Origin of the sequence: Marinobacter sp., from assembly GCF_014859525.1 — a bacterium.
GTDB lineage: Bacteria > Pseudomonadota > Gammaproteobacteria > Pseudomonadales > Oleiphilaceae > Marinobacter.
In genome coordinates, this window is sequence record NZ_JACUUB010000014.1 from 1 (window position 1) to 19,962 (window position 19,962).

The window sequence follows — 19,962 nt, forward strand, 5'->3', positions numbered from 1 at the left end:
GCAGCCGCCAATTATTGGCTGCCAGTCGATCAGTACATCGGCGGTATCGAGCACGCGATTCTGCACTTGCTCTACGCCAGGTTCTTCCACAAGTTGCTGCGGGATGTCGGCCTGGTGGACAGCTCCGAGCCCTTCAACCGCCTGTTATGCCAAGGCATGGTGCTGGCCGAAACCTATTACCGCAACGAAGACAACGGCGGCAAGACCTGGTTTAACCCGGCCGACGTAACCGTTGAGCGTGATGCCAAAGGCCAGGTTATCCGAGCCGTACTGAACACCGATAACCAGCCGGTTGAGATTGGCGGCGTCACCAAGATGTCCAAATCCAAGAACAACGGTATCGACCCGCAGTCCATCATAGACCAACACGGCGCCGATACCGTGCGTCTGTTCATGATGTTTGCCGCGCCACCGGAGCAGTCTCTGGAGTGGTCAGACAGCGGTGTGGAAGGGGCTCATCGCTTTCTGAAACGGCTCTGGCGTCTTGTGAATGAACACACGACCAGTGGCGATGTCCCGACTCTGGACGTCAGCAACTTGACCGACAGCCAGAGGGGCCTGCGCCGCAAAACCCACGAAACCATTGCCAAAGTCAGTGACGATATCAGCCGCCGCCTGACCTTCAACACGTCCATTGCAGCGGTCATGGAACTGCTGAACGACGTCAGCAAACTGGCCGACGACGAGCCGCAAACGCGCGCCGTTCGCCAGGAAGCGCTGGACGTGGCAGTGTTGGTACTGTCACCGATCGTGCCTCATATTTGTCACAACCTCTGGCATGCGCTGGGGCATACCGAGCTGGTCGTTGATGCACAGTGGCCAGTGGCAGACGAAAGCGCCATGGTGCGCAGTGAAATTGAGGTCGTACTTCAGGTCAATGGCAAGGTGCGGGCCAAAGAGAGCGTCCCGGCTGACATCGGGAAAGACGACCTGGAAAAACTGGCCTTGGAGAACGAAAACGTCATGCGCTTTACTGATGGCAAAACCGTACGGAAGGTGATCGTGGTTCCCGGCAAACTGGTGAACGTGGTGGCTAACTGATATGCCCCGGGCGGCCTCGTTACTGAAAGTACTTCGTGTTCCGTTGGTAACGGTACTGGCCGTGATCACGTTCACGGGGTGCGGTTTTCAGTTACGGGGCACTTCGCCGGTGCCGACCGCGTTGCAGCCGCTGGCCGTGGATTGCCCCGACGCTTTGCCCGGGCGGTTCTGCCAATCGGTACGCGACCAGCTGACACTGGGTGGCATTGAGCTCCAGGATCCGGCCCAAGCTGATTATGTGTTGCGCCTGCGGAACTATCAGCAGGATCGCCGGGCCTCAGCCATAACTGCCCAGGCGGCTGCTGCCGAGTACCTTCTGCGCCATACCGTTACCATCGAACTGTTCACCGCCAACCGGGTTCCGCTTATCGCTGCAACCGACCTGAGCGCCAGTGAGACCTATCGTTTTGACGAAACCAATGTGCTCGCCAAACAGCGGGAAGAGGAAGAGCTCCGCCAGCAACTGGGGAACCGTCTGGCTCAACAGGTTATCTTCCGACTGGCTCCAATGACCCGTGAGCGCATAGAGGCTGCCATTGAGTCGCATTCAGCCAGCCAGGGCACCGAAGAGTCACCATGAAAACCCAACCTGGCCAGCTCCCTCAGCTACTGAAGAAAGGCTTGGCGCCGGTGTACCTTGTCTCCGGTGATGAGCCCCTGCTGGTCCAGGAGTGCTGTGATCAGATTCGAAAAGCGGCCCGCGAGGCGGGTTATCAGGATCGAATCACCTATCACGCTGACAACCAGTTGAGCTGGAACGCCGTCGCGGACGAATGTAACGCCCTGTCGCTGTTCGCGGAGAAGCGCCGCATCGAAATCCACCTGCCCAGCGGTAAACTGGGCGACGGGCGTAAAGTTATGGAGCAGCTGTTACAGGCGCCACCAGAAGATGTGATTCTCTTGCTGATCAGTGCGAGGCTGGATGCGGCCGAAACCAAACGCAAATGGTACAAGGAGCTTCAGGGCACCGGTGTTCATGTGCCGATCTGGCCGGTAGAGCCCGAAAAATTTTCAGGCTGGCTCCAGCAGCGCGCCAGTAATCAGGGCCTGAGCCTGACCCGGGGTGCCCTGGCCATGCTGGTTGAGCGACTGGAGGGCAATCTTCTGGCCGCCAGCCAAGAGCTGGATCGACTGGCACTGCTCACCGATGGCAAGACCATTAACGAAGAAACCATTGAGCAGGCGGTTCAGGACAGCGCCCGTTTTAACGGTTTTGAACTGGTCTCGGAATTGCTCTCCGGCAAGGCAGCCCATGCCGGAAAGATCATCGGCATACTGCAACAAGAGGGTGAAAACCCACTGGGCCTGCTGAGTGTTCTGGTACGGGATATTCATCTCATTATCGAGCTGCAATCCGCGCTGCCTCACGGTGAAAACCCCTCGGCTTTCCTTAAAAAGCGCGGGGTATTTCAACCCCGTCGCGCGTCAGCCATCCAGCAAGCAGCTCGGCGCTTGAACCTGACGCAACTGCACCAGGCCATCAGCCTTTGCAATACAACTGATCGTTCAGCAAAGGGTTTTGACGATTTGTCGCCCTGGCACCACCTCAGAGACCTGTCCCTTGTGTTGGCAGGCGCCCGTCTCAGCTGACCTGAATCAATATCCGATCAGATCAAGCAGCCCGACCCCGCCCACTTCTTGACACTTTTTTACAATTAGGCGCATTGTAGCCTTTCCAAATCACTGTATCAGGGAAGGAGATTCGCTATGAACCTGCAAGACGATTTCAAAAAACTGTCCGAAAAAATCAAGCAGTACCGCGATGAAGCAAAGGTTCAGTTGCACCTTGCCAAGGAAGATGTGAAAGACGAATGGGATGACCTGGAGCAAGAATGGGGCAAGGTTCGTCAGAAGCTCGATCAGGTCATCCATGATGCTGAAGATGCCAGTCAGGAAGCCCGCGAAACAGCTCGAAAACTGGGCGAAGAGGTGAAGACGGGCTATCAGAACATCCGAAACAAACTGAAATAAATTGTTAACCAGTTAACAATTTCCTACAGGAAAGACTGGCACAGGGGCTCAACTTGCGCTACCGCTGTGCCATACTTCACATTAAAGAGTGAACAGGTCGTCATACTTTTGTCGGGCTGTTCATTTTGCCATCAACCGCTCGTCGCGGTGGCCACGGCCTTTGGCATACGATGTGAGGTAAAACGGTCTTATGAAAAAAATAATTGCTGTTCCGATAACCCTTGCACTTGCCCTGTCAACAAGCCTGGTGATTGGCCAGAACATTCGCTTCAGTGATCCTGAAACGGTTGTTCGTGACCAGTTCTGGGGCAACCTCTACGCTGACGGTGGCAGTTCCTTTTTCTGTGACACGCCCTTTACCAGTAAGGGTTTCGTGATGACCGATGGGTATGTTTACCCATTGTCAGACGTCCGTACTGCACTGGATTGCGGCACATCAAGGCAGTGCTTGCAAGATAACCGCTACCGCCAGATCAGTTCTGATCTTCATAATATCGTACCGGTACGAACGCGGGTCGAGATGCGACGCCGGAGCGTTCGCTACGAGGATCTGGGCCATTCGGTCAGGAGTGATGAATGTGGCATACGTGAGAGTGCGCAGTTTTTCGAGCCCCCTGAGCAGGTAAAGGGCGATGTCGCTCGTACTGTCGCGTATATGGTTGATACTTACGGGCTTCCCTGGATTGGGGCAACGTCGGTGTTTCAAAGCTGGAATGAACTCGACCCACCCGATGACAAAGAGCTTACCCGGCATCGCGAGATAGCCGAACTGCAGGGTAATGAGAATCCGTTTGTGACCAATCCAGGGTTGATGGATCGGTTTTAAGCTATTGATCTGACCTACGGTGCAAGCGGGAATGCAGATACAGCTTTCCCGCGCTAACTTTTGAGTTGCCCTTAAACAAAAAAAGCAGGCCATTCTGGCCTGCTTTTTTGGTGAGCGAATTAACGAAAGCTGATCAGATTTCGTTGGCCGCCAGAGCCATCATCGACTCGCTTCCGCTCCGAATGCCTTCGGCCAGAGACACGGTCTTTGGCAACAGACGATCGAAATAGAAGCGTGCAGTTTTCAGCTTGCCAGTGTAGAAGCCTGAGGTGTCACCTTCGGCTTTCGGTGCAGCCGCTTTGACCGACTTGGCCCACATGAATGCCAGGGCGGTGTAGCCGAACATGTCGAGGTAATCGACAGCCGCAGCACCGATGGCGTTGGGGCTGTCACCAGCTTGGTTAATCACGTGCTCAGTGACATCAGACAAGCGCTCCAGGGCAGCTGCCAGCGGCTCCAGATAGGGCTTGAGGGCTGCCTCGCCGCTGTTTTCTTCGATAAACCTGGCGACGTCTTGCGCGAACAGTTCGTAGAACTTGCCCTGACTACCAACAACCTTACGGCCCATCAGGTCCATCGCCTGGATGCCGTTGGTGCCCTCGTAGATCTGGGTGATGCGGCAGTCACGCACCAACTGCTCCTGACCCCATTCCCGAATAAAACCGTGACCACCGAAGACCTGCTGACCGATGATGGTGGTTTCCAGACCGCGGTCGGTCAGGAAGGCTTTGGCCACGGGCGTCAGCAACGCAACCATACCTTCAGCGTGCTGACGGCGCTCATCGTCTTCAGCGTACTTGGAAATATCCAGCCACTGGGCAACGTAAGTGGAGAACGTTCTGCCACCTTCAACGTAGCTTTTCATGGTCAGCAGCATACGACGCACGTCCGGGTGAACCAGGATCGGGTCTGCGGCCTTCTCAGGCTGCTGGGCGCCAGTGGGCGCGCGGCTCTGGATGCGGTCGTTGGCGTACTCGCGGGCATTTTGCAGCGAGGCTTCCGCCGCACCGATGCCCTGAATGCCAACGCCCAGTCGCTCATAGTTCATCATGGTGAACATGGCGGCCAGGCCTTTGTTTTCTTCACCAACCAACCAGCCTTTGGCGCCGTCGAAGTTCATCACGCAGGTAGCGGAGGCTTTAATGCCCATTTTCTTCTCGATGGAACCGCAGCTGAAGCTGTTACGCTCACCCAGGGACCCGTCGTCGTTCACCATAAACTTGGGCACCAGGAACAAGGAAATGCCCTTGGGGCCTTTCGGTGCATCTGGCAGTTTCGCCAGTACCAGGTGAATAATGTTTTCCGCCAGGTCGTGCTCGCCCCAGGTGATGAAGATTTTAGTGCCGGTTACGTTGAAAGAACCGTCATCGTTGGGCTCGGCCTTGGTACGGATAATGCCCAGGTCGGTACCTGCGTGCGGCTCGGTCAGATCCATAGCGCCGGACCAGACACCAGAATACATGTTGGGCAAGTATTTCTCTTTCAGTTCCTGGCTGCCGTGGGCATCCAGAGCCAGGCAGGCACCAGCGGTGAGCATCGGGGCCAAACCGAAGGCCATGTTGGCGCCTTGCATCATTTCTTCAAACTGGGCCACCAGGGTTTTCGGCATGCCCATGCCGCCGAAGTCGGGGTTACCGCCCAGACCGTTCCAGCCACCTTCAACGATGGTCTGGTAGGCTTCTTTGAAGCCTTCCGGACTGGTGACATCGCCGTTATTCCACTTACAGCCCTGCTCATCGGCTTCACGGTTGAGCGGAGCCAGGACGCCACCGGTAATTTTGCCGGCTTCTTCCAGAATCGCATCCGCTGTTTCCGGATCTACGTTGTCTGCAATCTTGGGCAGTGACGCCCAAATTGAGGGTGCATCAAACACTTCGTTGAGTACGAAACGCATGTCACGAAGGGGTGCCTGATAATCAGCCATGTAAAACTCTCCAGAAATTCAGTCAGTCTCTTTGGGGGGACTATCCGACAAGTGCCTTCCTGAACGATGAAGGCCGGTTTATGTCCACCCGCTCGGCTATGTGTCCGAAACAAGGTTGTTGTTCTGTGGCGCGCTATTCTACCTCAAAACACGCCACCGACTCATGAAAAAAGCCCGCCTCCTGATGGAGCACGGGCTTTTTCTGTGCCATCTGGCAGATAGCAACCCCCGCCTTAGATGGCGAAGGCTTCTTCTGGCATGTCCAGAAGGCTAGCAGAACCTGCCAGCATGGTTTCTGCGTGGGTCTTGGTGCGCGGCAACAGACGCTTGAAGTAGAAGCGAGCTGTCTGGACCTTGGCGTTGTAGAACATCTCTTCCGAGGTGCCCTCTACCATCTTGTCCAGCGCTACCTTGGCCATGCGAGCCCACAGGTAAGCAAATACGGCGTAACCAGAGTACATCAGGTAGTCAACTGCAGCGGCACCGACTTCTTCGCGGTCCTTCATGGCAGTCATACCGATCTTCATGGTCAGGTCGCCCCACTCTTTGTTGATCGCAGCCAGCGGCTCGATGAACTCTTTCAGTTGCTCGTTATCTGCGTTTTCTTTGCAGAACACGTGCACCTGCTTGGTGAAGCCTTTCAACGACTCACCCTGGGTCATCAGAACCTTACGGCCCAGCAGATCCAGCGCCTGAATGCCGGTGGTGCCTTCGTAGATCATGCCGATACGGGCGTCACGTACGTTTTGCTCCATGCCCCACTCGGCAATGAAACCGTGGCCGCCGTATACCTGCATGCCGAGGTTAGCCGCTTCGTAGCCGATCTCGGTCAGGAACGCTTTGGCGATCGGGGTCAGGAAGCCCAGGGCTTCGTCGGCCGCTTTGCGTTCTTCCGGAGTTTTTCCGCGCTGAACAACGTCAGCCTGCTGAGCCGTCAGGTAGATCAGAGCACGGGCGCCTTCGGCAACCGCCTTCTGGGTCAGCAGCATACGACGCACGTCCGGGTGAACGATGATCGGATCCGCGATGCCTTCCGGGTTCTTGGCGCCGCTCAGCGAACGCATGGCCAGACGGTCTTTGGCGTAGGTCAGAGAGCCCTGGAAGCCAAGCTCGGCCGCACCCAGACCCTGAATCGCAGTACCGATACGGGCAACGTTCATGAACGTGAACATGCAGTTCAGGCCTTTGTTCTCAGGCCCGATCAGCCAGCCCTTGGCGCCGTCGAAGTTCATTACGCAGGTGGCGTTGCCATGGATACCCATCTTGTGCTCGATCGAGCCGCAAGTAACGGCATTGCGCTCACCCGCAGATCCGTCTTCGTTCGGCAGACACTTGGGAACGATGAACAGAGAAATACCCTTGGTGCCTTCGGGCGCGCCCGGCAAACGAGCCAGAACGATATGAACGATGTTGTCGGCCATGTCGTGTTCACCGGCCGAGATGAAGATCTTGGTGCCGGTAATCGCGTAGGTGCCATCAGCGCTTGGCTCAGCTTTTGTGCGCAGGGTGCCGAGGTCAGAACCACAGTGCGGCTCGGTCAGACACATAGTGCCGGTCCACTCACCGCTGATCAGCTTGGTCAGGTAGGTCTGCTTCTGCTCTTCGGTACCATGCTCTTCGATGGTGTTGGTGGCACCGTGGCTAAGGCCAGGATACATACCGAAAGACCAGTTACAGGTACCAACCATCTCACTCATAACCAGGCCCAGAGAGCTTGGCAGGCCCTGGCCACCGTAATTGGGATCGGCGGTCATGGACGGCCATCCGCCGTCTACGTACTGCTGGTAAGCTTCTTTGAAGCCGGTCGGGGTCTTGACGCCATCTTGGCTCCAGACACAACCTTCGATATCACCCACACGGTTCAGTGGAGACAATACCTGCTCACAGAACTTTGCACCTTCCTGGATAATGGCATCCACCATATCCGGAGTGGCATCTTCGGCACCTTCCAGATTGGCGTAGTGCTGCTCGCTGTTCAGCAGCTCGGTCATTACAAACTTGATATCACGCAGGGGCGCTTTGTAATCAGGCATTGGTTCCACCTCGGTTCTCGGTCTCGGCTGACGCTTAATGTCAGCCTTTGGCCTTGGGTTTGCTCAGACACCATGATGCACTGCATCACAGCCTTAATTAAACACTTGTTTGAAACATACGTTTTGCAGCACAGAATTGTCAATAGCCTTGATTAAAAATTGTGTAGCGAAGTGTATTCAACAGAGGGGAAAAGACGCTGCAACAGCCTGGTAACGCTGAGGAACAGGGGCGCTCAGGCAAACACGGACGTGATCGCACCGGAAGCATCGTTCTGCATCGCGAAGACACTCTGGTAGAGTTCGCTGGCCTGCCGGCCACTGGCGGTCTGCCCGACCGGGTCAGACCCGGCCGCTGGCGAATCCGATTGTTCGTTATCGTCGCCGGCCGCCAGTTCAGACTGTGCCTGCAACATGGTTTGCATGGCCTGAGCAGCCACTGCCCGGTCCTGTGCCGAAGGTTGCGCTGGCGCCATGGCTGCAGCACGCACAATGCGCATTTTTTCGATGGTTGCTTGAGGGTCACCGGCCACCGGCGCAACGTCGATGGGCACTTCACCACCTACCGCGTACTGGGCACCGTCAGGCCCCCGCTGAAAGGTGAATGACATGGCTCCGGCGTATTGCCCGCCAACAGCCTGGTGCGCTGCTTCATGGGCCCGGACTTCACGGTCCCTCGCCTTGAGTTCCGCGAGCTGCTTGAGTTGCGCTTCGTCAAGCCCTTGAGGGTTCGAGCGGGCATCCTTGTCCTGGTTGTCGGCGAAGCCTGTCTCTGGCGCGGCGTCCTCCGCAGAGGAAACCGTACTGGAAACGGTGGGTGAAGCCCCCGAGACGACAGGAAAAATTGCAGGAATAGAGGAAGAAACGTTCACGGTGCCAGCGAGGCCGCTCAGGCGCGGATGTCCAGCAGAGTACCGAGGGTTTCATCGGCCGTTTTGACCACTTGGGCAGAGGCTTCAACGCTGCGCTCGTACAAAATCATGTCAATCATCGGCTCAGCCAAATTGCCAACGCCAGCGGCTGTGCCCTGCGGACCATCAACACCACCCCGGGCAATTTTTTTGGCGGCATTTTCGATACCGGCCATACCGCTCTGGATGCCTTGCACACCCACAGACAGGCTGTTGTTAATCATGCCGAAGCTTCCCATGACAAAACATTGACTCTATTTACTCACAAACCTGGTCAAATTTCAATCAAAGGCTTGATATTGAGGAACGGAGCCAAGCTCCCGGGTAACCGGTCTGTTGCCGTGGAGTCTATCCAGGGCAACACGCCAAGACACGCCGCACCCAGGTGTGTACTGAGGTAGTTCAGGGTTTCCTGCTCGCAGTCCATGGATTCGGATTGGGGGTGATTGGCAACCCAACCGGCCAGAAACAGGCCATCGGCGCGAATGGCTTCGGCAGTGAGCATCGCGTGGTTAATGCAGCCCAGCTTGAGAGGTACCACCAGAATCACATCCAGCCCCAGCTCTCGGGGGACCGCAGAATAGGTTTCCCGATCGTTCAGGGGGACTCGCCAGCCACCCGCACCCTCAATCAACATTAGGTCCGCCGGGCGAATCTGGAGACCGCGACAAAAGCCGATGAGGCGTTGGGCACTGAGACTCTTACCGGCCTGTTGCGCGGCCACATGGGGGGCGATGGCCGGCTCGAAGGCAATCGGGTTAATCGAATCGTAAGCGAGCTCTTCGGTGATAGCAGCCTGCAGCATCAATGCGTCTTCATTTCGCAGCCCTTCGTCGGTTTTGTCGCAGCCCGAGGCAATCGGTTTCATAGCGATGGTGCGCTTACCCGCGGCTTTTGCCGCCTCCAGAATCGCCGCAGCGGCAATGGTTTTGCCCACGCCAGTGTCAGTGCCGGTCACGAAAAACGTTTTCTTTGCCATCTCAGTCGTCCTGTTCAAGGTGCAGGCTTGCACCAATACAACCAGCCCGCTTTGTAAGTCGCCAGGTATTGGTGATCACCGCCATGAGGATAGGCCCGGCACATCGCCCGAAAACGGCCCGGCGCCGTTACCGTCCGACGCCTTTCCTCGCCCTTGAACACCGCTCCCAGATGCTTGAGCTCCCGATTCAGTGCCATTGGCGAGTCATAGGGCAACACGATAACGCCCTCCTCAAGCCCTGAACCGGGCAGAGTATCTGCCGTCAGAGCTCGCCAATGTTTGTGTGTGACGAACCGGTTAACATGAGCCTGCCCCGGATCGGCCTTTGCCCAAGCCTGCTTGAGCTCCCGCAAGGTGCCATCCAGCAAGGTAGAAACAGCCAAAAAACCACCGGGTTTCATCACTCTCCGGCACTCTGCAAGAACAACTTCGGGGCGTGGACTCCACTGAATCATCAGGTTACTGAAAATCAGATCAACACTCTGATCCGCCAACGGTAATTGCTCGGCGTCAGCGTTGAGCCAAGTCACCGCATCTGAGCCTGCGGTTTTAGCCTGAGCCAGCATTCCCGGTGCCAGATCGGCGCCGGTGATCCCAGCATCCGGATACCTTTCCGCAAGCTTGCGAGTAAACCAGCCTGTACCGCAACCCAGGTCAAGCACAATGCCGTGGTTTAGCTCAGCCGGAATGCGCGCCAACATCGTGTCGCCCATACTTTTTTGCAAGCGGGATGCGCTGTCGTAAGTACAGGAAGCGCCGCCAAAGCCCCGGGCAATAGACTGCTTGGACCCTGTGCCACCTTCTGCACCATTGATCGCCATCAGGTCCTCAAACACACTCATGCCAATGCCACCGGCGGAAACTCTCTACCCGAAAGCAATTCCCGACTTTGCGCCAGAGCCACCAGCAGCTGATCCACCTGCTCACAAGTATGGGCAGCGCTCAACGTCACTCTCAATCTTGCTTCACCTGCCGGTACGGTCGGCGGCCGGATCGCGGTCACCAGAATCCCATGCTGTTCAAGAGCCTGGCTCAGCGCCAGCGCCTCCTGATTGCCACCCACCATGATCGGCTGAATCGGCGACTGGGATGGCATCAGCTCATAGCCAAGCTGCTCGGCTCCGGCACGAAAACGAGCAATCAACTCACGCAAATGCTCGCGCCGCGACTCCTCGGCCTCAATAAGGTCCAGACTCACACAGGTCGCCGCCGCCAATGCAGGCGGCATTGCCGTGGTATAAATATAGGTTCGGGCCTTCTGCACCAGATAATCCATCAACACCGCAGGCCCGGCCACAAACGCACCACTGGTACCCACCGCCTTACCCAGGGTACCAATCAACACCGGCACGTCGTCTTCCGACAAACCGGCCTCCAGAACACTGCCCCGGCCCTGCGGACCACACACCCCGACACCGTGGGCATCATCCACCACCAGCAGCGCGTCATGGGCTTTGCAGACCCGAGCCAATGCCTTCAGCGGCGCCACATCGCCATCCATACTGAACACCCCGTCTGTCACCACCAATTTGTGGCCCGAGGTCTCCGCCAGCATCGACTCTAACGCAGCAACGTCGCCATGGGCGTAACGCCGAACGCGCGCCCGGCTCAGAATGCAGCCATCAATAATCGAAGCATGATTAAGCCGGTCAGAAAAAATCGTATCCCCACGCCCCGCCAGCGCCGAAATCACACCCATATTGGCCATGTACCCGGTGGAGAAAAACAACGCCGCACTGCGCCGGGTAAAGTCCGCCAGGCGCTGCTCCAATTGGTGATGGGACTGATGGTGACCACAGACGAGATGCGACGCCGCACCGCCAAGCCCGGTTTCCGGCAGGGCATGGGTCAGGGCGTCGATATTGTCTGGGTGATTGGCGAGGCCGAGATAATCATTACTGCAGAACGACAACAGCGGCTTGCCATCCGCGATCAGCTCCGGCTGCTGGGGGCCGGATACCAGCCGACGGGTCCGGTAGAGGCCGGCCTGTTTCCGTTGTTCAATTTCGTGGGCAAAATCGCGCATTTGAAACACCGGCTACCCGATCAATGGTACCTGAAAACCCTGCCTGCGTTGGCGTGGAGGCCGAGGCGTGCCTTCCAGGACTGTTGAGGGCCAAGGACGGCCCGAAACAAGCGCACATGGATGTGCTCGTAGCGTGTCCTGGAAGGCACGCCTCGGTCTCCACATGCACCCTTTACACGATCAGGCTGATTCTCGAGTGGCGTCATAGAACATATGCTTGGTCGCCTCATACTCGACGGCGTCTGCCAGCACTTCCTCTTCCTGAGCCTCGGTCGCACACTGCTCCCGCTGCTCAGGCCGAATACCCAGCTTGGCAAACAACTGCATATCCGCATCCGCTTCCGGGTTCGACGTGGTCAGCAGCTTCTCGCCATAGAAAATCGAATTGGCCCCGGCGAAGAAACACAAAGCCTGCATCTGCTCGTTCATCTGCTCCCGCCCGGCAGACAATCGCACATGAGACGCCGGCATCATAATCCGAGCCACCGCCAGCGTCCGGATGAAATCAAACGGTTCCAGGTCCTCAACATTCTCAAGTGGCGTACCCTTAACCTTCACCAGCATATTCACCGGCACACTCTCCGGATGCTGCGGCAGATTGGCCAGCTGCACCAACAGACCCACCCGGTCATCTTCGTCTTCGCCCATGCCCATAATGCCGCCACAGCACACCTTCATACCCGCCTTACGCACGTTATCCAGAGTATCCAGACGATCCTGATAGGTGCGTGTGGTGATGATGTGGCTATAATACTTCTCCGAGGTGTCCAGATTGTGGTTGTAGTAATCAAGCCCGGCGCTTGCCAACTCTTGCGCGTCCTCTTCCTTCAGCATGCCCAGAGTCATACAGGTTTCCATGCCCAGCGACTTCACCTGCTTGACCATGTCCAGCACGTACGGCATATCCTTTTTTGAAGGACTGCGCCAGGCAGCGCCCATACAGAACCGCGACGCACCTTTGTCTTTCGCTGCGCGGGCTTCCGCCACCACCTTCTCAATTTCCAGCAGCTTTTCCTTCTCCAGACCGGTGTTGTAATGGCCGCTCTGAGGGCAATACTTGCAGTCCTCCGGGCAGGCACCGGTCTTGATGGACAACAGAGTGCTGACCTGTACTTCATTCGGATCAAAATGCTCACGGTGAATCGTTTGAGCCCGAAACAAAAGATCATTGAAGGGAAGGTTAAACAGATCCCTGGCTTCCTGAAGTGTCCAGTCGTGACGCAGTGCTGTGGCGGTCATGGCAAAGTCCTGTTAACCTTCGCGAGGTTTTTGGTTTACGGATAAACCGAGATGATAAACGGACTGAATTCTCTGTCAACCTTCATTAAACGAAAGGTTAACAGCGCCAACAAAGGCGGTCGCTGCGTGACCTGCCTCTCGCCGCACAGCCTTCAGGGCCTTTGCCTGGGTTGCCGGGGCGATTTGCCCATCAACCGCTGGCACTGCCACACGTGCGCCCTACCCCTTGCCTTTGCTCTGCCTAACATGCGCTGCGGCGAATGCCAGACTGCGCCTCCACCCTTTACCAGATCTTTGATCCCCTGGCGCTACCAGTTTCCGGTCGACGGCATGATTCGCCGTTACAAGTACCACGGTCATCGCAAGTTTGCGCGGCCACTACTGACCGATTTCAGTGAATTTCTGGCACAGCAACTGCAGCCCGAGGATCGGCCAGATTTACTTATCCCTGCGCCCATGCATTGGCTGCGAAGATGGCAGCGGGGCTTCAATCAGGCTCAAGACATTGCAGAATTTGTTGGCACCCGGCTGGACATCCCGGTAGCGGCGCACGCTGTTCGACGAAAGCGTAGAGCGAGCACCCAGCGAGGGCTATCCCGGGCAGGCCGGCTGGCCAATCTGGCCGACGTGTTTCAAGTATGTGAAGCCATGCCCGAGCGGGTTGCTATTATTGATGACGTGGTCACAACCGGCGCGACGGTTCGGGTGCTCAGCCGCGCACTGGCTGAAGCCGGCGCCCGTGACATTCAGGTATGGGCACTTGCCCGAACGCCCGGTTAACCGTCATCCAGCATCGACCGGACATGCCCGGCCAGAGCCAGACATGACGTCAACCCTGGCGATTCAATGCCAAACAGATTAACCAGACCGGCCATACCGTGTTGTGCAGGGCCGTCGATTCGAAAATCGAAGAACGCCCCCTCAGGCCCGGTCAGCTTTGGCCGGATGCCCGCATAGGCGGGATTTAGCCGGGACGGATCAAGGCGCGGCCACCACTTCCTGATACTATCGGCAAAAGCGTGAACCCGCTCAGGGTTTACCGTGTAATCCTCTTCACTTATCCACTCCACATCCGGGCCAAAACGGGCCTGACCGGCCAGATCCAGAGTCAGATGCACACCCAGGCCCCCGGATTCCGGCAGTGGATAGATCAATGTATTGAAGGGGTGTTTACCGCTATAACTGAAATAGACGCCCCGTGCCAGCCACTGATCAGGCCTGGCAAAATCCGGCAGGCCCAGCCAGTTGCCGGCCAGTGCCGGAGCGCCGAGGGCTGCGGCGTTAATGACCTCCTGCGCCTCCAGCACAACCGCCGACGCACCCGCCAGGCTTAGCCGGTGGCCACGTTCGGTAGATTCCCCCTGCAAGACAGGGCTGTTGAGCACCAGCGTGCCACCGGCATCCTCCAGCTCACCCAACAAAGACAGCATCAGTCCGTGACTATCAATGATGCCGGTCTCGGCCGACCACAGGCCGCCAGTCGCATTTACTCCAGGAACCCGCTGGCGGAGTGCCCTGGCATCGGCAGGTTCCAGGGCGACGCCATTACGTTCAGCTTGCTGCCAAATGTTCTCGATCTGATCAACCTGAGCCTGGTCGGTCGCAACAATCCATTTACCACACTTTTGATGGCTGACTTTGTGACTCGCGCAGTAGTCGTACAGCAAGTGACGACCGCGCACACAGAGCCTGGCCTTGAGCGAACCTTCGGGATAATACAGGCCAGCGTGAATCACTTCGCTGTTACGAGCAGAGATCCCTTCGCCGAACCGCGGCCCGGCTTCAAGTACCAGCACCTCCCGGCCGGATCTGGCCAGTTCACGACCGATGGCCAGGCCAATCACACCCGCACCAATCACCACCGTTTGCACGCTGTAGCTTTCTTTACTCACGATATCTGACCATTTATTCCTGCCAAACCGGGAAATTACCCTAGATAAGCCCTGACTGCATTACCTGCACCCTCAGAACCGTTATACTTTACAGGAGCGCAACAGGATGCAGGGAGCTTGGGTTATGTCAGACAGGAAGCAGTTCATAACGGTTATGGTGGTTGCCGCGCTGTTTGTCAGCTGGATTGGCTGGCGAGGCTTTGAGGTGATCAGCCTGAACAATCAGCTCATGGCCGACACATCGGTCGCCAGCTACCCCTACCAACACCGGGTACTTCGGGTTGAGGGAGGCACTGCAGTGATCAGCTCGCTCCGATCCCATTCGGTATCAACACAGCAGGCAGTGTCTGCGGTTTTCCCGAGCATGCGACACCTCGCCGATACGCATCGGGACTGGCAGAAGGCTGAGCGTGAACTGGCGCAGGTTCAGGCCCGGGCCGGGGATGTAGTGCTGGCAGCACCCGGCATTGAACGTATTCGGTGGGAACTGGACGAAAACTGGTACCACCTGCAATTCATGAAATCGAGATACGACACGGCCTTCTGAACTCTATGCAACATGAGCCTTCTAACCTGACATCATCAACCCACCCCTACGATTCGCTGACGCCTGAAGTCATTCTGGACGCCCTTGAAGAGGCGGGCTTTGACGTAAGCGGACGATTATTTGCCCTGAACAGCTATGAGAACCGGGTTTACCAGATAGGCCTGGAAGACAGCCCGCCGGTCATTGCCAAGTTCTACCGTCCCGGGCGCTGGTCTGAGGCCGCCATTCGGGAAGAGCATGCATTTTCCCTTGAGCTTCAACAAGCTGACATCCCGGTCATCGCGCCGCTGGTCATGCCTGGTGGCGATTCGCTGGGACAGCACAAGGATTTCCTGTTTGCGGTCTTCCCCCAACGTGGTGGCCAGGCCCCCGATACCAGCGTGACCGACACCCTGTACCGCCTTGGCCAATGGCTCGGCCAGATGCACAACTTTGGATCTCGCAGCCCCTTTGAACACCGGCCCGGGTTTGATTTGATTGACGGCATCATCAAACACAACGAACTGCTGGTCACTGGCGGCTGGATTCCCAATGACCTGCGCCCGGCCTGGGACAGCCTGATTCCCGACCTGATTGCCGGGTGCCAGCAACGCATGACTGATGCCGGCGAGGTCGAGACCCTGAGAATTCACGGTGATTGCCACGCCGGCAACATTCTGTGCCGGGATGAGACCATGCTGTTTGTCGACCTGGATGATTGCCGCACCGGCCCGGCCGTGCAGGATATGTGGCTGTTACTGAACGGCGAATCGGTCGAGAAAGGTCATCAACTGGGCGAACTGCTGGAAGGCTATGAAATGTTCCGGGACTTCAACCGCCGTGAGCGCCATCTGATTGAGCCGCTGCGCTGCTACCGCCAGATTGCCCATTGCGCCTGGCTGGCGCGGCGCTGGGAAGACCCGGCTTTCCCCCGCTTTTTCCCCTGGTTTGCGCAACCTCGGTACTGGTCCGACCAAATCCTGGCTCTGCGTGAGCAGTTGAGCGCCCTACAAGAACCCGCAATCAGCCTGCCCGGGCAGTTTTAAACTTTTTGACAAGAGGTACCCATGAGCGATAACGAAGCCCGCTACACCATCCGAAGCCTTATTGCTACCGGCATCGCGACCATCATTGTCACGGTATTGGCGCTGGAGTTCAGCGGTCGCATTGATCACACCGAACACAAGGATCATGTGCCGGTCGGTGATTTCAAAGCCATTCATGTCCAGCCCGGCGAAGGCTTCCGCATGTCTCGCAAATCATCGGAGCTGCACGCCGTCTGCGAAAATGGCTATCTGGCCATCGCCGCTGACGTTGACCCGTCGTTCCGCGGCATACTCGTCGATTACAAAAATCGTGGAATCAGGTGCCAGCGCCCAGCCCCCACCGAGATGGGCCCGGCCTCCGAGGGCAGCGATGACTGAGGGCAAAGGCAAGCCACCGGAGCAGATAACAGACCGGCTCTTTGCCACCGAACGCAATCCAGAGGACTTTCGGTTTGACGCCTCCGTCGCCCGTGTCTTTCCGGACATGATCCGCCGCTCGGTCCCTGGCTACACCACGATTATTCCAATGATCGAGGTGATCACCGAGCAGCATGTGCAGCCTGGCTCCCATTGTTACGATCTTGGCTGCTCGCTGGGCGCTTCTACCCTGGCCATGCGCCATGGCATCCCTTACTCCGATTGCACACTGGTGGGCGTTGACAATTCCAGAGCCATGATTGAACGCTGTGAGCATTACATAGCCCTGGACGATCACGAGCTTCCGGTCATTCTGCGCTGTGAAGATCTTCTGGAAACCGAGCTGAGCCGCGCGTCGGTAACCACGCTGAACTTCACCCTGCAATTTGTACCACCAGAACACCGGCTGAATCTGCTCACCCGAATCGCCAACGCGACACTCCCGGGTGGTGCCCTGATTCTGTCGGAGAAAATCCGTTTTGAGTCTGACCACGAGCAAGAGATCCAGACCCGCCTGCACCATGAGTTCAAACGAGCCAACGGCTATTCTGACCTGGAAATCAGCCAGAAACGCGCAGCGATTGAAAAAGTCCTGATTCCTGAGACTCTGACAGAACACCGAGAACGCCTGCTTGAAGCCGGTTTCGATCAGGTGCTGGTCTGGTACCAGTGCTTTAATTTTGTTTCCATACTGGCGATCAAAAACCGCTGATTCCAGGACACGACAGACCCATGGCATTTTTTGACTGGCGACAACACTTCACCCCGTTCATCACGCACCTGCAACAATCCGATCAAAGCCGTTGGGCCGATCTGCTCACCCGGCAGCTGACTCATCGGTTTGAGGACCACCCCCATGGCGATGTGGGCCGCTGGCAGGCAGCCCTGGCGTCTCTACCGCTGATCGACGGTGCATCCGCAGCGCTCGATCGCCCGGCCGTGACCTTGACCGCGCCCGATGCTTTGACAGGCGATCAGAACGATCACCTGCAGCAAGGCCTGCGCGGATTGATGCCCTGGCGCAAAGGGCCGTTCAACTTCTTCGACACTGTTATAGACACCGAGTGGCGCTCAGACTGGAAATGGGATCGGGTTTCTCCGCACCTGGCCGACCTGAACGACCGCACCATTCTGGACGTTGGCTGCGGCTCCGGCTATCACTGTTGGCGCATGGCCGGCGCAGGCGCCAAACGGGTGGTCGGAATTGATCCGGGCCTACTGTTCATGTTCCAGTTTCTGGCCGTCAAAAAATACCTGGGCGCGGTTCCGGTGGACCTGATACCGGTTAAGATGGAAGACCTGCCAGAGAATCTGGAGAGCTTCGATACTACCTTCTCTATGGGCGTGCTCTACCATCGTCGATCACCGCTGGATCATCTGCTGGAGCTAAAAGGCACTCTTCGGCGCGGCGGTGAACTGGTGCTGGAAACACTGGTGGTCGATGGGCCTGAAGGCCACAGCCTTATGCCTGAAGACCGCTACGGTCAGATGCGCAATGTCTGGTTCATGCCCAGCTGCCCCACTCTGTTAAGGTGGATGGATCGAGCAGGGTTTCGTAACGTCCGCGTGGTTGACGTCAGCACAACCACCACCGAGGAACAACGGCAAACCGACTGGATGCGCTTTAACTCACTGGCGGACTTTCTTGATCCGAAGGACCCGAGCAAAACTATCGAAGGCTATCCCGGGCCAAAACGGGCGACCATCATCGCAGAAAAGCCCTGACTCACGCCTTACCGATCGAGTGATGCCCGTACACAAAAAAAACCGCCTGAGGCGCAGGCCGCAGGCGGTTTTTTTTGTGCCGGAGATTACTCTCCGAACGGATGACGCAGGGTGATCGTCTCAACCCGGTCAGGGCCGGTGGAGATAATATCAATCGGCGCTTCGATTTGCTCTTCCAGAAAACGGATGTAAGCCTTCGCGTTCTCCGGCAACTGCTCGACCTTGGTCAGGCCCACGGTGCTCTCGCTCCAGCCTGGCAGTTCCTGGTAAACCGGTTCGATGTCGTTATAGCTGTCGCAACCAATCGGAGGGCGTGTAATCTCGCCCTTCGGGGTTTTGTAGCCCACACAGACCTTAACGGTTTCCAGTCCATCCAGAACATCCAACTTGGTCAGGCAAATACCAGACACGCTGTTGATCTGAATAGCGTGGCGCAGGGCGACCGCATCAAACCACCCGCAGCGGCGCGATCGGCCAGTGGTCGTGCCCACTTCATTGCCTTTGATCGCCAGATGCTGGCCCATTTCATCAAACAGTTCCGTGGGGAACGGACCTGAGCCTACCCGGGTGGTGTAAGCCTTGGTGATACCCAGCACGTAGTCCAGATACAACGGGCCAAAACCGGAGCCGGTGGCCGTGCCACCCGCGGTGGTATTGGAGGAAGTCACGAAAGGATAGGTGCCCAGATCGATGTCTAGCAACGAGCCTTGCGCTCCTTCAAACAGGATGTGTTCACCACGCTTGCGGTAGTCGTGAAGGATATCGGTCACATCAGCCGCCATGGGCAGAATTTCTTCGCTCATCAGCTTCAGCTCGGCCAACGCAGCGTCGATGTCTTCCGGTTCTTCCTTGAAATATTCAGTCAGTACAAAGTTGTGGTACGACATGATCTCCCGCAGCTTGATTTCAAAACTGGCCATGTTGTACAGATCGCCCAGGCGAACACCCCGACGGGACACCTTGTCCTCATAAGCCGGTCCGATACCGCGACCGGTCGTACCGATCTTGTCGTTACCTTTGGCGCGCTCGCGAGCCTGGTCAATACGAACATGAGTGCGCAGGATAATCGGGCAGGCCAGGCTGATTTTCAGGCGATCACGCACCGCAACACCATTGGCCTCGAGTTCGCGGACCTCTTTCAGAAGCGCCTCAGGAGAGAGCACCACGCCGTTGCCGATCAGGCAGTGCACGTTCTTGCGCAGGATGCCTGAGGGAATCAGGTGCAAAGCCGTTTTTTTGCCTTCAATCACCAGCGTATGGCCGGCATTATGACCGCCCTGAAAACGGACCACTGCAGACACTTTGTCTGTCAGAAGGTCAACAATTTTGCCCTTGCCTTCATCACCCCACTGGGTACCCAGCACAACAACGTTTTTACCCATGATTCTCTCTCAATTCAGACGAGCCGA

At 57.1% G+C, this 19,962-nt stretch carries 21 protein-coding genes; 11 read left to right on the forward strand and 10 right to left on the reverse strand.

The genetic code is table 11. The annotated features are described in order from the left end of the window. From IBX51_RS05255 to IBX51_RS05275, 5 genes are all read left to right on the forward strand, one after another. The coding region (locus IBX51_RS05255) for a class I tRNA ligase family protein (protein WP_291829405.1) at window positions 1–1,041 on the forward strand (1,041 nt) is incomplete at its 5' end. A 1-nt stretch (window position 1,042) separates the two neighbouring features. Next, the gene (gene lptE / locus IBX51_RS05260; protein WP_291829408.1) at window positions 1,043–1,621 is read left to right on the forward strand and encodes an LPS assembly lipoprotein LptE; all 579 of its coding nucleotides are present in this window, start codon (window positions 1,043–1,045) and stop codon (window positions 1,619–1,621) included. Next, entirely contained in the window at window positions 1,618–2,631 is a 1,014-nt protein-coding gene (gene holA, locus IBX51_RS05265) for a DNA polymerase III subunit delta (protein ID WP_291829409.1), read from the forward strand. Before lptE ends, holA begins: the two co-directional genes overlap by 4 nt. A 117-nt stretch (window positions 2,632–2,748) precedes the next feature. After that, the gene (locus tag IBX51_RS05270) at window positions 2,749–3,012 is read left to right on the forward strand and encodes a hypothetical protein (RefSeq protein WP_291829411.1); all 264 of its coding nucleotides are present in this window, start codon (window positions 2,749–2,751) and stop codon (window positions 3,010–3,012) included. A 190-nt stretch (window positions 3,013–3,202) separates the two neighbouring features. After that, on the forward strand, window positions 3,203–3,838 hold the full coding sequence (locus IBX51_RS05275; RefSeq protein ID WP_291829413.1) for an endonuclease: 636 nt from the start codon (window positions 3,203–3,205) through the stop codon (window positions 3,836–3,838). Between the two features lie 133 nt (window positions 3,839–3,971). Here IBX51_RS05275 and IBX51_RS05280 read toward each other — a convergent pair whose 3' ends face one another. From IBX51_RS05280 to bioB, 8 genes are all read right to left on the reverse strand, one after another. Next, entirely contained in the window at window positions 3,972–5,762 is a 1,791-nt protein-coding gene (locus IBX51_RS05280) for an acyl-CoA dehydrogenase C-terminal domain-containing protein (RefSeq protein ID WP_291829415.1), read from the reverse strand. 233 nt (window positions 5,763–5,995) lie between these two features. Further along, window positions 5,996–7,795, reverse strand: a complete 1,800-nt coding sequence (locus IBX51_RS05285) for an acyl-CoA dehydrogenase C-terminal domain-containing protein (protein ID WP_291829417.1) — start codon at window positions 7,793–7,795, stop codon at window positions 5,996–5,998. A gap of 233 nt (window positions 7,796–8,028) precedes the next feature. Beyond that, complete coding sequence (locus IBX51_RS05290) at window positions 8,029–8,664, reverse strand: putative metalloprotease CJM1_0395 family protein (RefSeq protein ID WP_291829418.1); 636 nt, start codon at window positions 8,662–8,664, stop codon at window positions 8,029–8,031. 17 nt (window positions 8,665–8,681) lie between these two features. Next, complete coding sequence (locus IBX51_RS05295; protein ID WP_291829420.1) at window positions 8,682–8,927, reverse strand: flagellar basal body rod C-terminal domain-containing protein; 246 nt, start codon at window positions 8,925–8,927, stop codon at window positions 8,682–8,684. A 50-nt stretch (window positions 8,928–8,977) separates the two neighbouring features. Continuing rightward, complete coding sequence (bioD, locus tag IBX51_RS05300) at window positions 8,978–9,682, reverse strand: dethiobiotin synthase (RefSeq protein ID WP_291829422.1); 705 nt, start codon at window positions 9,680–9,682, stop codon at window positions 8,978–8,980. Between the two features lie 14 nt (window positions 9,683–9,696). Next, complete coding sequence (bioC, locus tag IBX51_RS05305) at window positions 9,697–10,524, reverse strand: malonyl-ACP O-methyltransferase BioC (RefSeq protein ID WP_291829424.1); 828 nt, start codon at window positions 10,522–10,524, stop codon at window positions 9,697–9,699. After that, window positions 10,521–11,708 carry an 8-amino-7-oxononanoate synthase gene (gene bioF / locus IBX51_RS05310; protein ID WP_291829426.1) on the reverse strand — a complete coding sequence of 396 codons (1,188 nt, stop codon included), beginning with the start codon at window positions 11,706–11,708 and terminating at the stop codon, window positions 10,521–10,523. The genes bioC and bioF overlap by 4 nt, the downstream gene beginning before the upstream one ends. A 180-nt stretch (window positions 11,709–11,888) precedes the next feature. After that, the gene (gene bioB / locus IBX51_RS05315) at window positions 11,889–12,947 is read right to left on the reverse strand and encodes a biotin synthase BioB (protein WP_291829427.1); all 1,059 of its coding nucleotides are present in this window, start codon (window positions 12,945–12,947) and stop codon (window positions 11,889–11,891) included. A 51-nt stretch (window positions 12,948–12,998) separates the two neighbouring features. Here bioB and IBX51_RS05320 point away from each other — a divergent pair, with 51 nt between their 5' ends. Continuing rightward, a complete protein-coding gene (locus IBX51_RS05320; protein ID WP_291829430.1) occupies window positions 12,999–13,727 on the forward strand; it encodes a ComF family protein in 729 nt (242 codons plus the stop codon). Here IBX51_RS05320 and IBX51_RS05325 read toward each other — a convergent pair. Then, window positions 13,724–14,839: an NAD(P)/FAD-dependent oxidoreductase gene (locus tag IBX51_RS05325; RefSeq protein ID WP_291829432.1), complete on the reverse strand. Its 1,116-nt coding sequence runs from the start codon at window positions 14,837–14,839 to the stop codon at window positions 13,724–13,726. The genes IBX51_RS05320 and IBX51_RS05325 overlap by 4 nt on opposite strands. Window positions 14,840–14,963: 124 nt before the next feature. On the opposite strand from IBX51_RS05325, the gene IBX51_RS05330 reads away from it, so the two are divergent. Genes IBX51_RS05330 through cmoB form a run of 5 tightly spaced genes read left to right on the forward strand, consistent with a single transcriptional unit; the run spans window position 14,964 to window position 18,553 of the window. Continuing rightward, window positions 14,964–15,386 carry a hypothetical protein gene (locus IBX51_RS05330; protein ID WP_291829433.1) on the forward strand — a complete coding sequence of 141 codons (423 nt, stop codon included), beginning with the start codon at window positions 14,964–14,966 and terminating at the stop codon, window positions 15,384–15,386. Window positions 15,387–15,391: 5 nt separating this feature from the next. Then, window positions 15,392–16,411 (forward strand): serine/threonine protein kinase, encoded by a 1,020-nt coding sequence (locus tag IBX51_RS05335; RefSeq protein ID WP_291829435.1) that lies wholly within the window; start codon window positions 15,392–15,394, stop codon window positions 16,409–16,411. 21 nt (window positions 16,412–16,432) lie between these two features. Continuing rightward, window positions 16,433–16,789: a kinase gene (locus IBX51_RS05340; protein WP_291829437.1), complete on the forward strand. Its 357-nt coding sequence runs from the start codon at window positions 16,433–16,435 to the stop codon at window positions 16,787–16,789. Next, window positions 16,782–17,540 (forward strand): carboxy-S-adenosyl-L-methionine synthase CmoA, encoded by a 759-nt coding sequence (gene cmoA / locus IBX51_RS05345; RefSeq protein ID WP_291829439.1) that lies wholly within the window; start codon window positions 16,782–16,784, stop codon window positions 17,538–17,540. Before IBX51_RS05340 ends, cmoA begins: the two co-directional genes overlap by 8 nt. A gap of 20 nt (window positions 17,541–17,560) precedes the next feature. Next, entirely contained in the window at window positions 17,561–18,553 is a 993-nt protein-coding gene (gene cmoB / locus IBX51_RS05350; RefSeq protein WP_291829441.1) for a tRNA 5-methoxyuridine(34)/uridine 5-oxyacetic acid(34) synthase CmoB, read from the forward strand. An 86-nt stretch (window positions 18,554–18,639) separates the two neighbouring features. Here the strand turns inward: cmoB and IBX51_RS05355 are convergent, their stop codons facing one another. Then, complete coding sequence (locus IBX51_RS05355; RefSeq protein WP_291829443.1) at window positions 18,640–19,935, reverse strand: adenylosuccinate synthase; 1,296 nt, start codon at window positions 19,933–19,935, stop codon at window positions 18,640–18,642. Window positions 19,936–19,962 lie beyond the last annotated feature (27 nt).

Excerpts from the sequence above, each read along its gene's own strand:
- IBX51_RS05275 (WP_291829413.1), top strand. The coding sequence starts at position 3,203 with ATGAAAAAAATAATTGCTGTTCCGATAACCCTTGCACTTGCCCTGTCA.
- IBX51_RS05335 (WP_291829435.1), top strand. The coding sequence starts at position 15,392 with ATGCAACATGAGCCTTCTAACCTGACATCATCAACCCACCCCTACGAT.
- IBX51_RS05285 (WP_291829417.1), bottom strand. The coding sequence starts at position 7,795 with ATGCCTGATTACAAAGCGCCCCTGCGTGATATCAAGTTTGTAATGACC.
- IBX51_RS05340 (WP_291829437.1), top strand. The coding sequence starts at position 16,433 with ATGAGCGATAACGAAGCCCGCTACACCATCCGAAGCCTTATTGCTACC.
- IBX51_RS05355 (WP_291829443.1), bottom strand. The coding sequence starts at position 19,935 with ATGGGTAAAAACGTTGTTGTGCTGGGTACCCAGTGGGGTGATGAAGGC.
- cmoA (WP_291829439.1), top strand. The coding sequence starts at position 16,782 with ATGACTGAGGGCAAAGGCAAGCCACCGGAGCAGATAACAGACCGGCTC.
- cmoB (WP_291829441.1), top strand. The coding sequence starts at position 17,561 with ATGGCATTTTTTGACTGGCGACAACACTTCACCCCGTTCATCACGCAC.
- IBX51_RS05330 (WP_291829433.1), top strand. The coding sequence starts at position 14,964 with ATGTCAGACAGGAAGCAGTTCATAACGGTTATGGTGGTTGCCGCGCTG.
- bioB (WP_291829427.1), bottom strand. The coding sequence starts at position 12,947 with ATGACCGCCACAGCACTGCGTCACGACTGGACACTTCAGGAAGCCAGG.
- lptE (WP_291829408.1), top strand. The coding sequence starts at position 1,043 with ATGCCCCGGGCGGCCTCGTTACTGAAAGTACTTCGTGTTCCGTTGGTA.
- IBX51_RS05295 (WP_291829420.1), bottom strand. The coding sequence starts at position 8,927 with ATGATTAACAACAGCCTGTCTGTGGGTGTGCAAGGCATCCAGAGCGGT.
- IBX51_RS05280 (WP_291829415.1), bottom strand. The coding sequence starts at position 5,762 with ATGGCTGATTATCAGGCACCCCTTCGTGACATGCGTTTCGTACTCAAC.
- IBX51_RS05320 (WP_291829430.1), top strand. The coding sequence starts at position 12,999 with ATGATAAACGGACTGAATTCTCTGTCAACCTTCATTAAACGAAAGGTT.
- bioD (WP_291829422.1), bottom strand. The coding sequence starts at position 9,682 with ATGGCAAAGAAAACGTTTTTCGTGACCGGCACTGACACTGGCGTGGGC.
- bioF (WP_291829426.1), bottom strand. The coding sequence starts at position 11,708 with ATGCGCGATTTTGCCCACGAAATTGAACAACGGAAACAGGCCGGCCTC.
- bioC (WP_291829424.1), bottom strand. The coding sequence starts at position 10,524 with ATGAGTGTGTTTGAGGACCTGATGGCGATCAATGGTGCAGAAGGTGGC.
- IBX51_RS05270 (WP_291829411.1), top strand. The coding sequence starts at position 2,749 with ATGAACCTGCAAGACGATTTCAAAAAACTGTCCGAAAAAATCAAGCAG.
- holA (WP_291829409.1), top strand. The coding sequence starts at position 1,618 with ATGAAAACCCAACCTGGCCAGCTCCCTCAGCTACTGAAGAAAGGCTTG.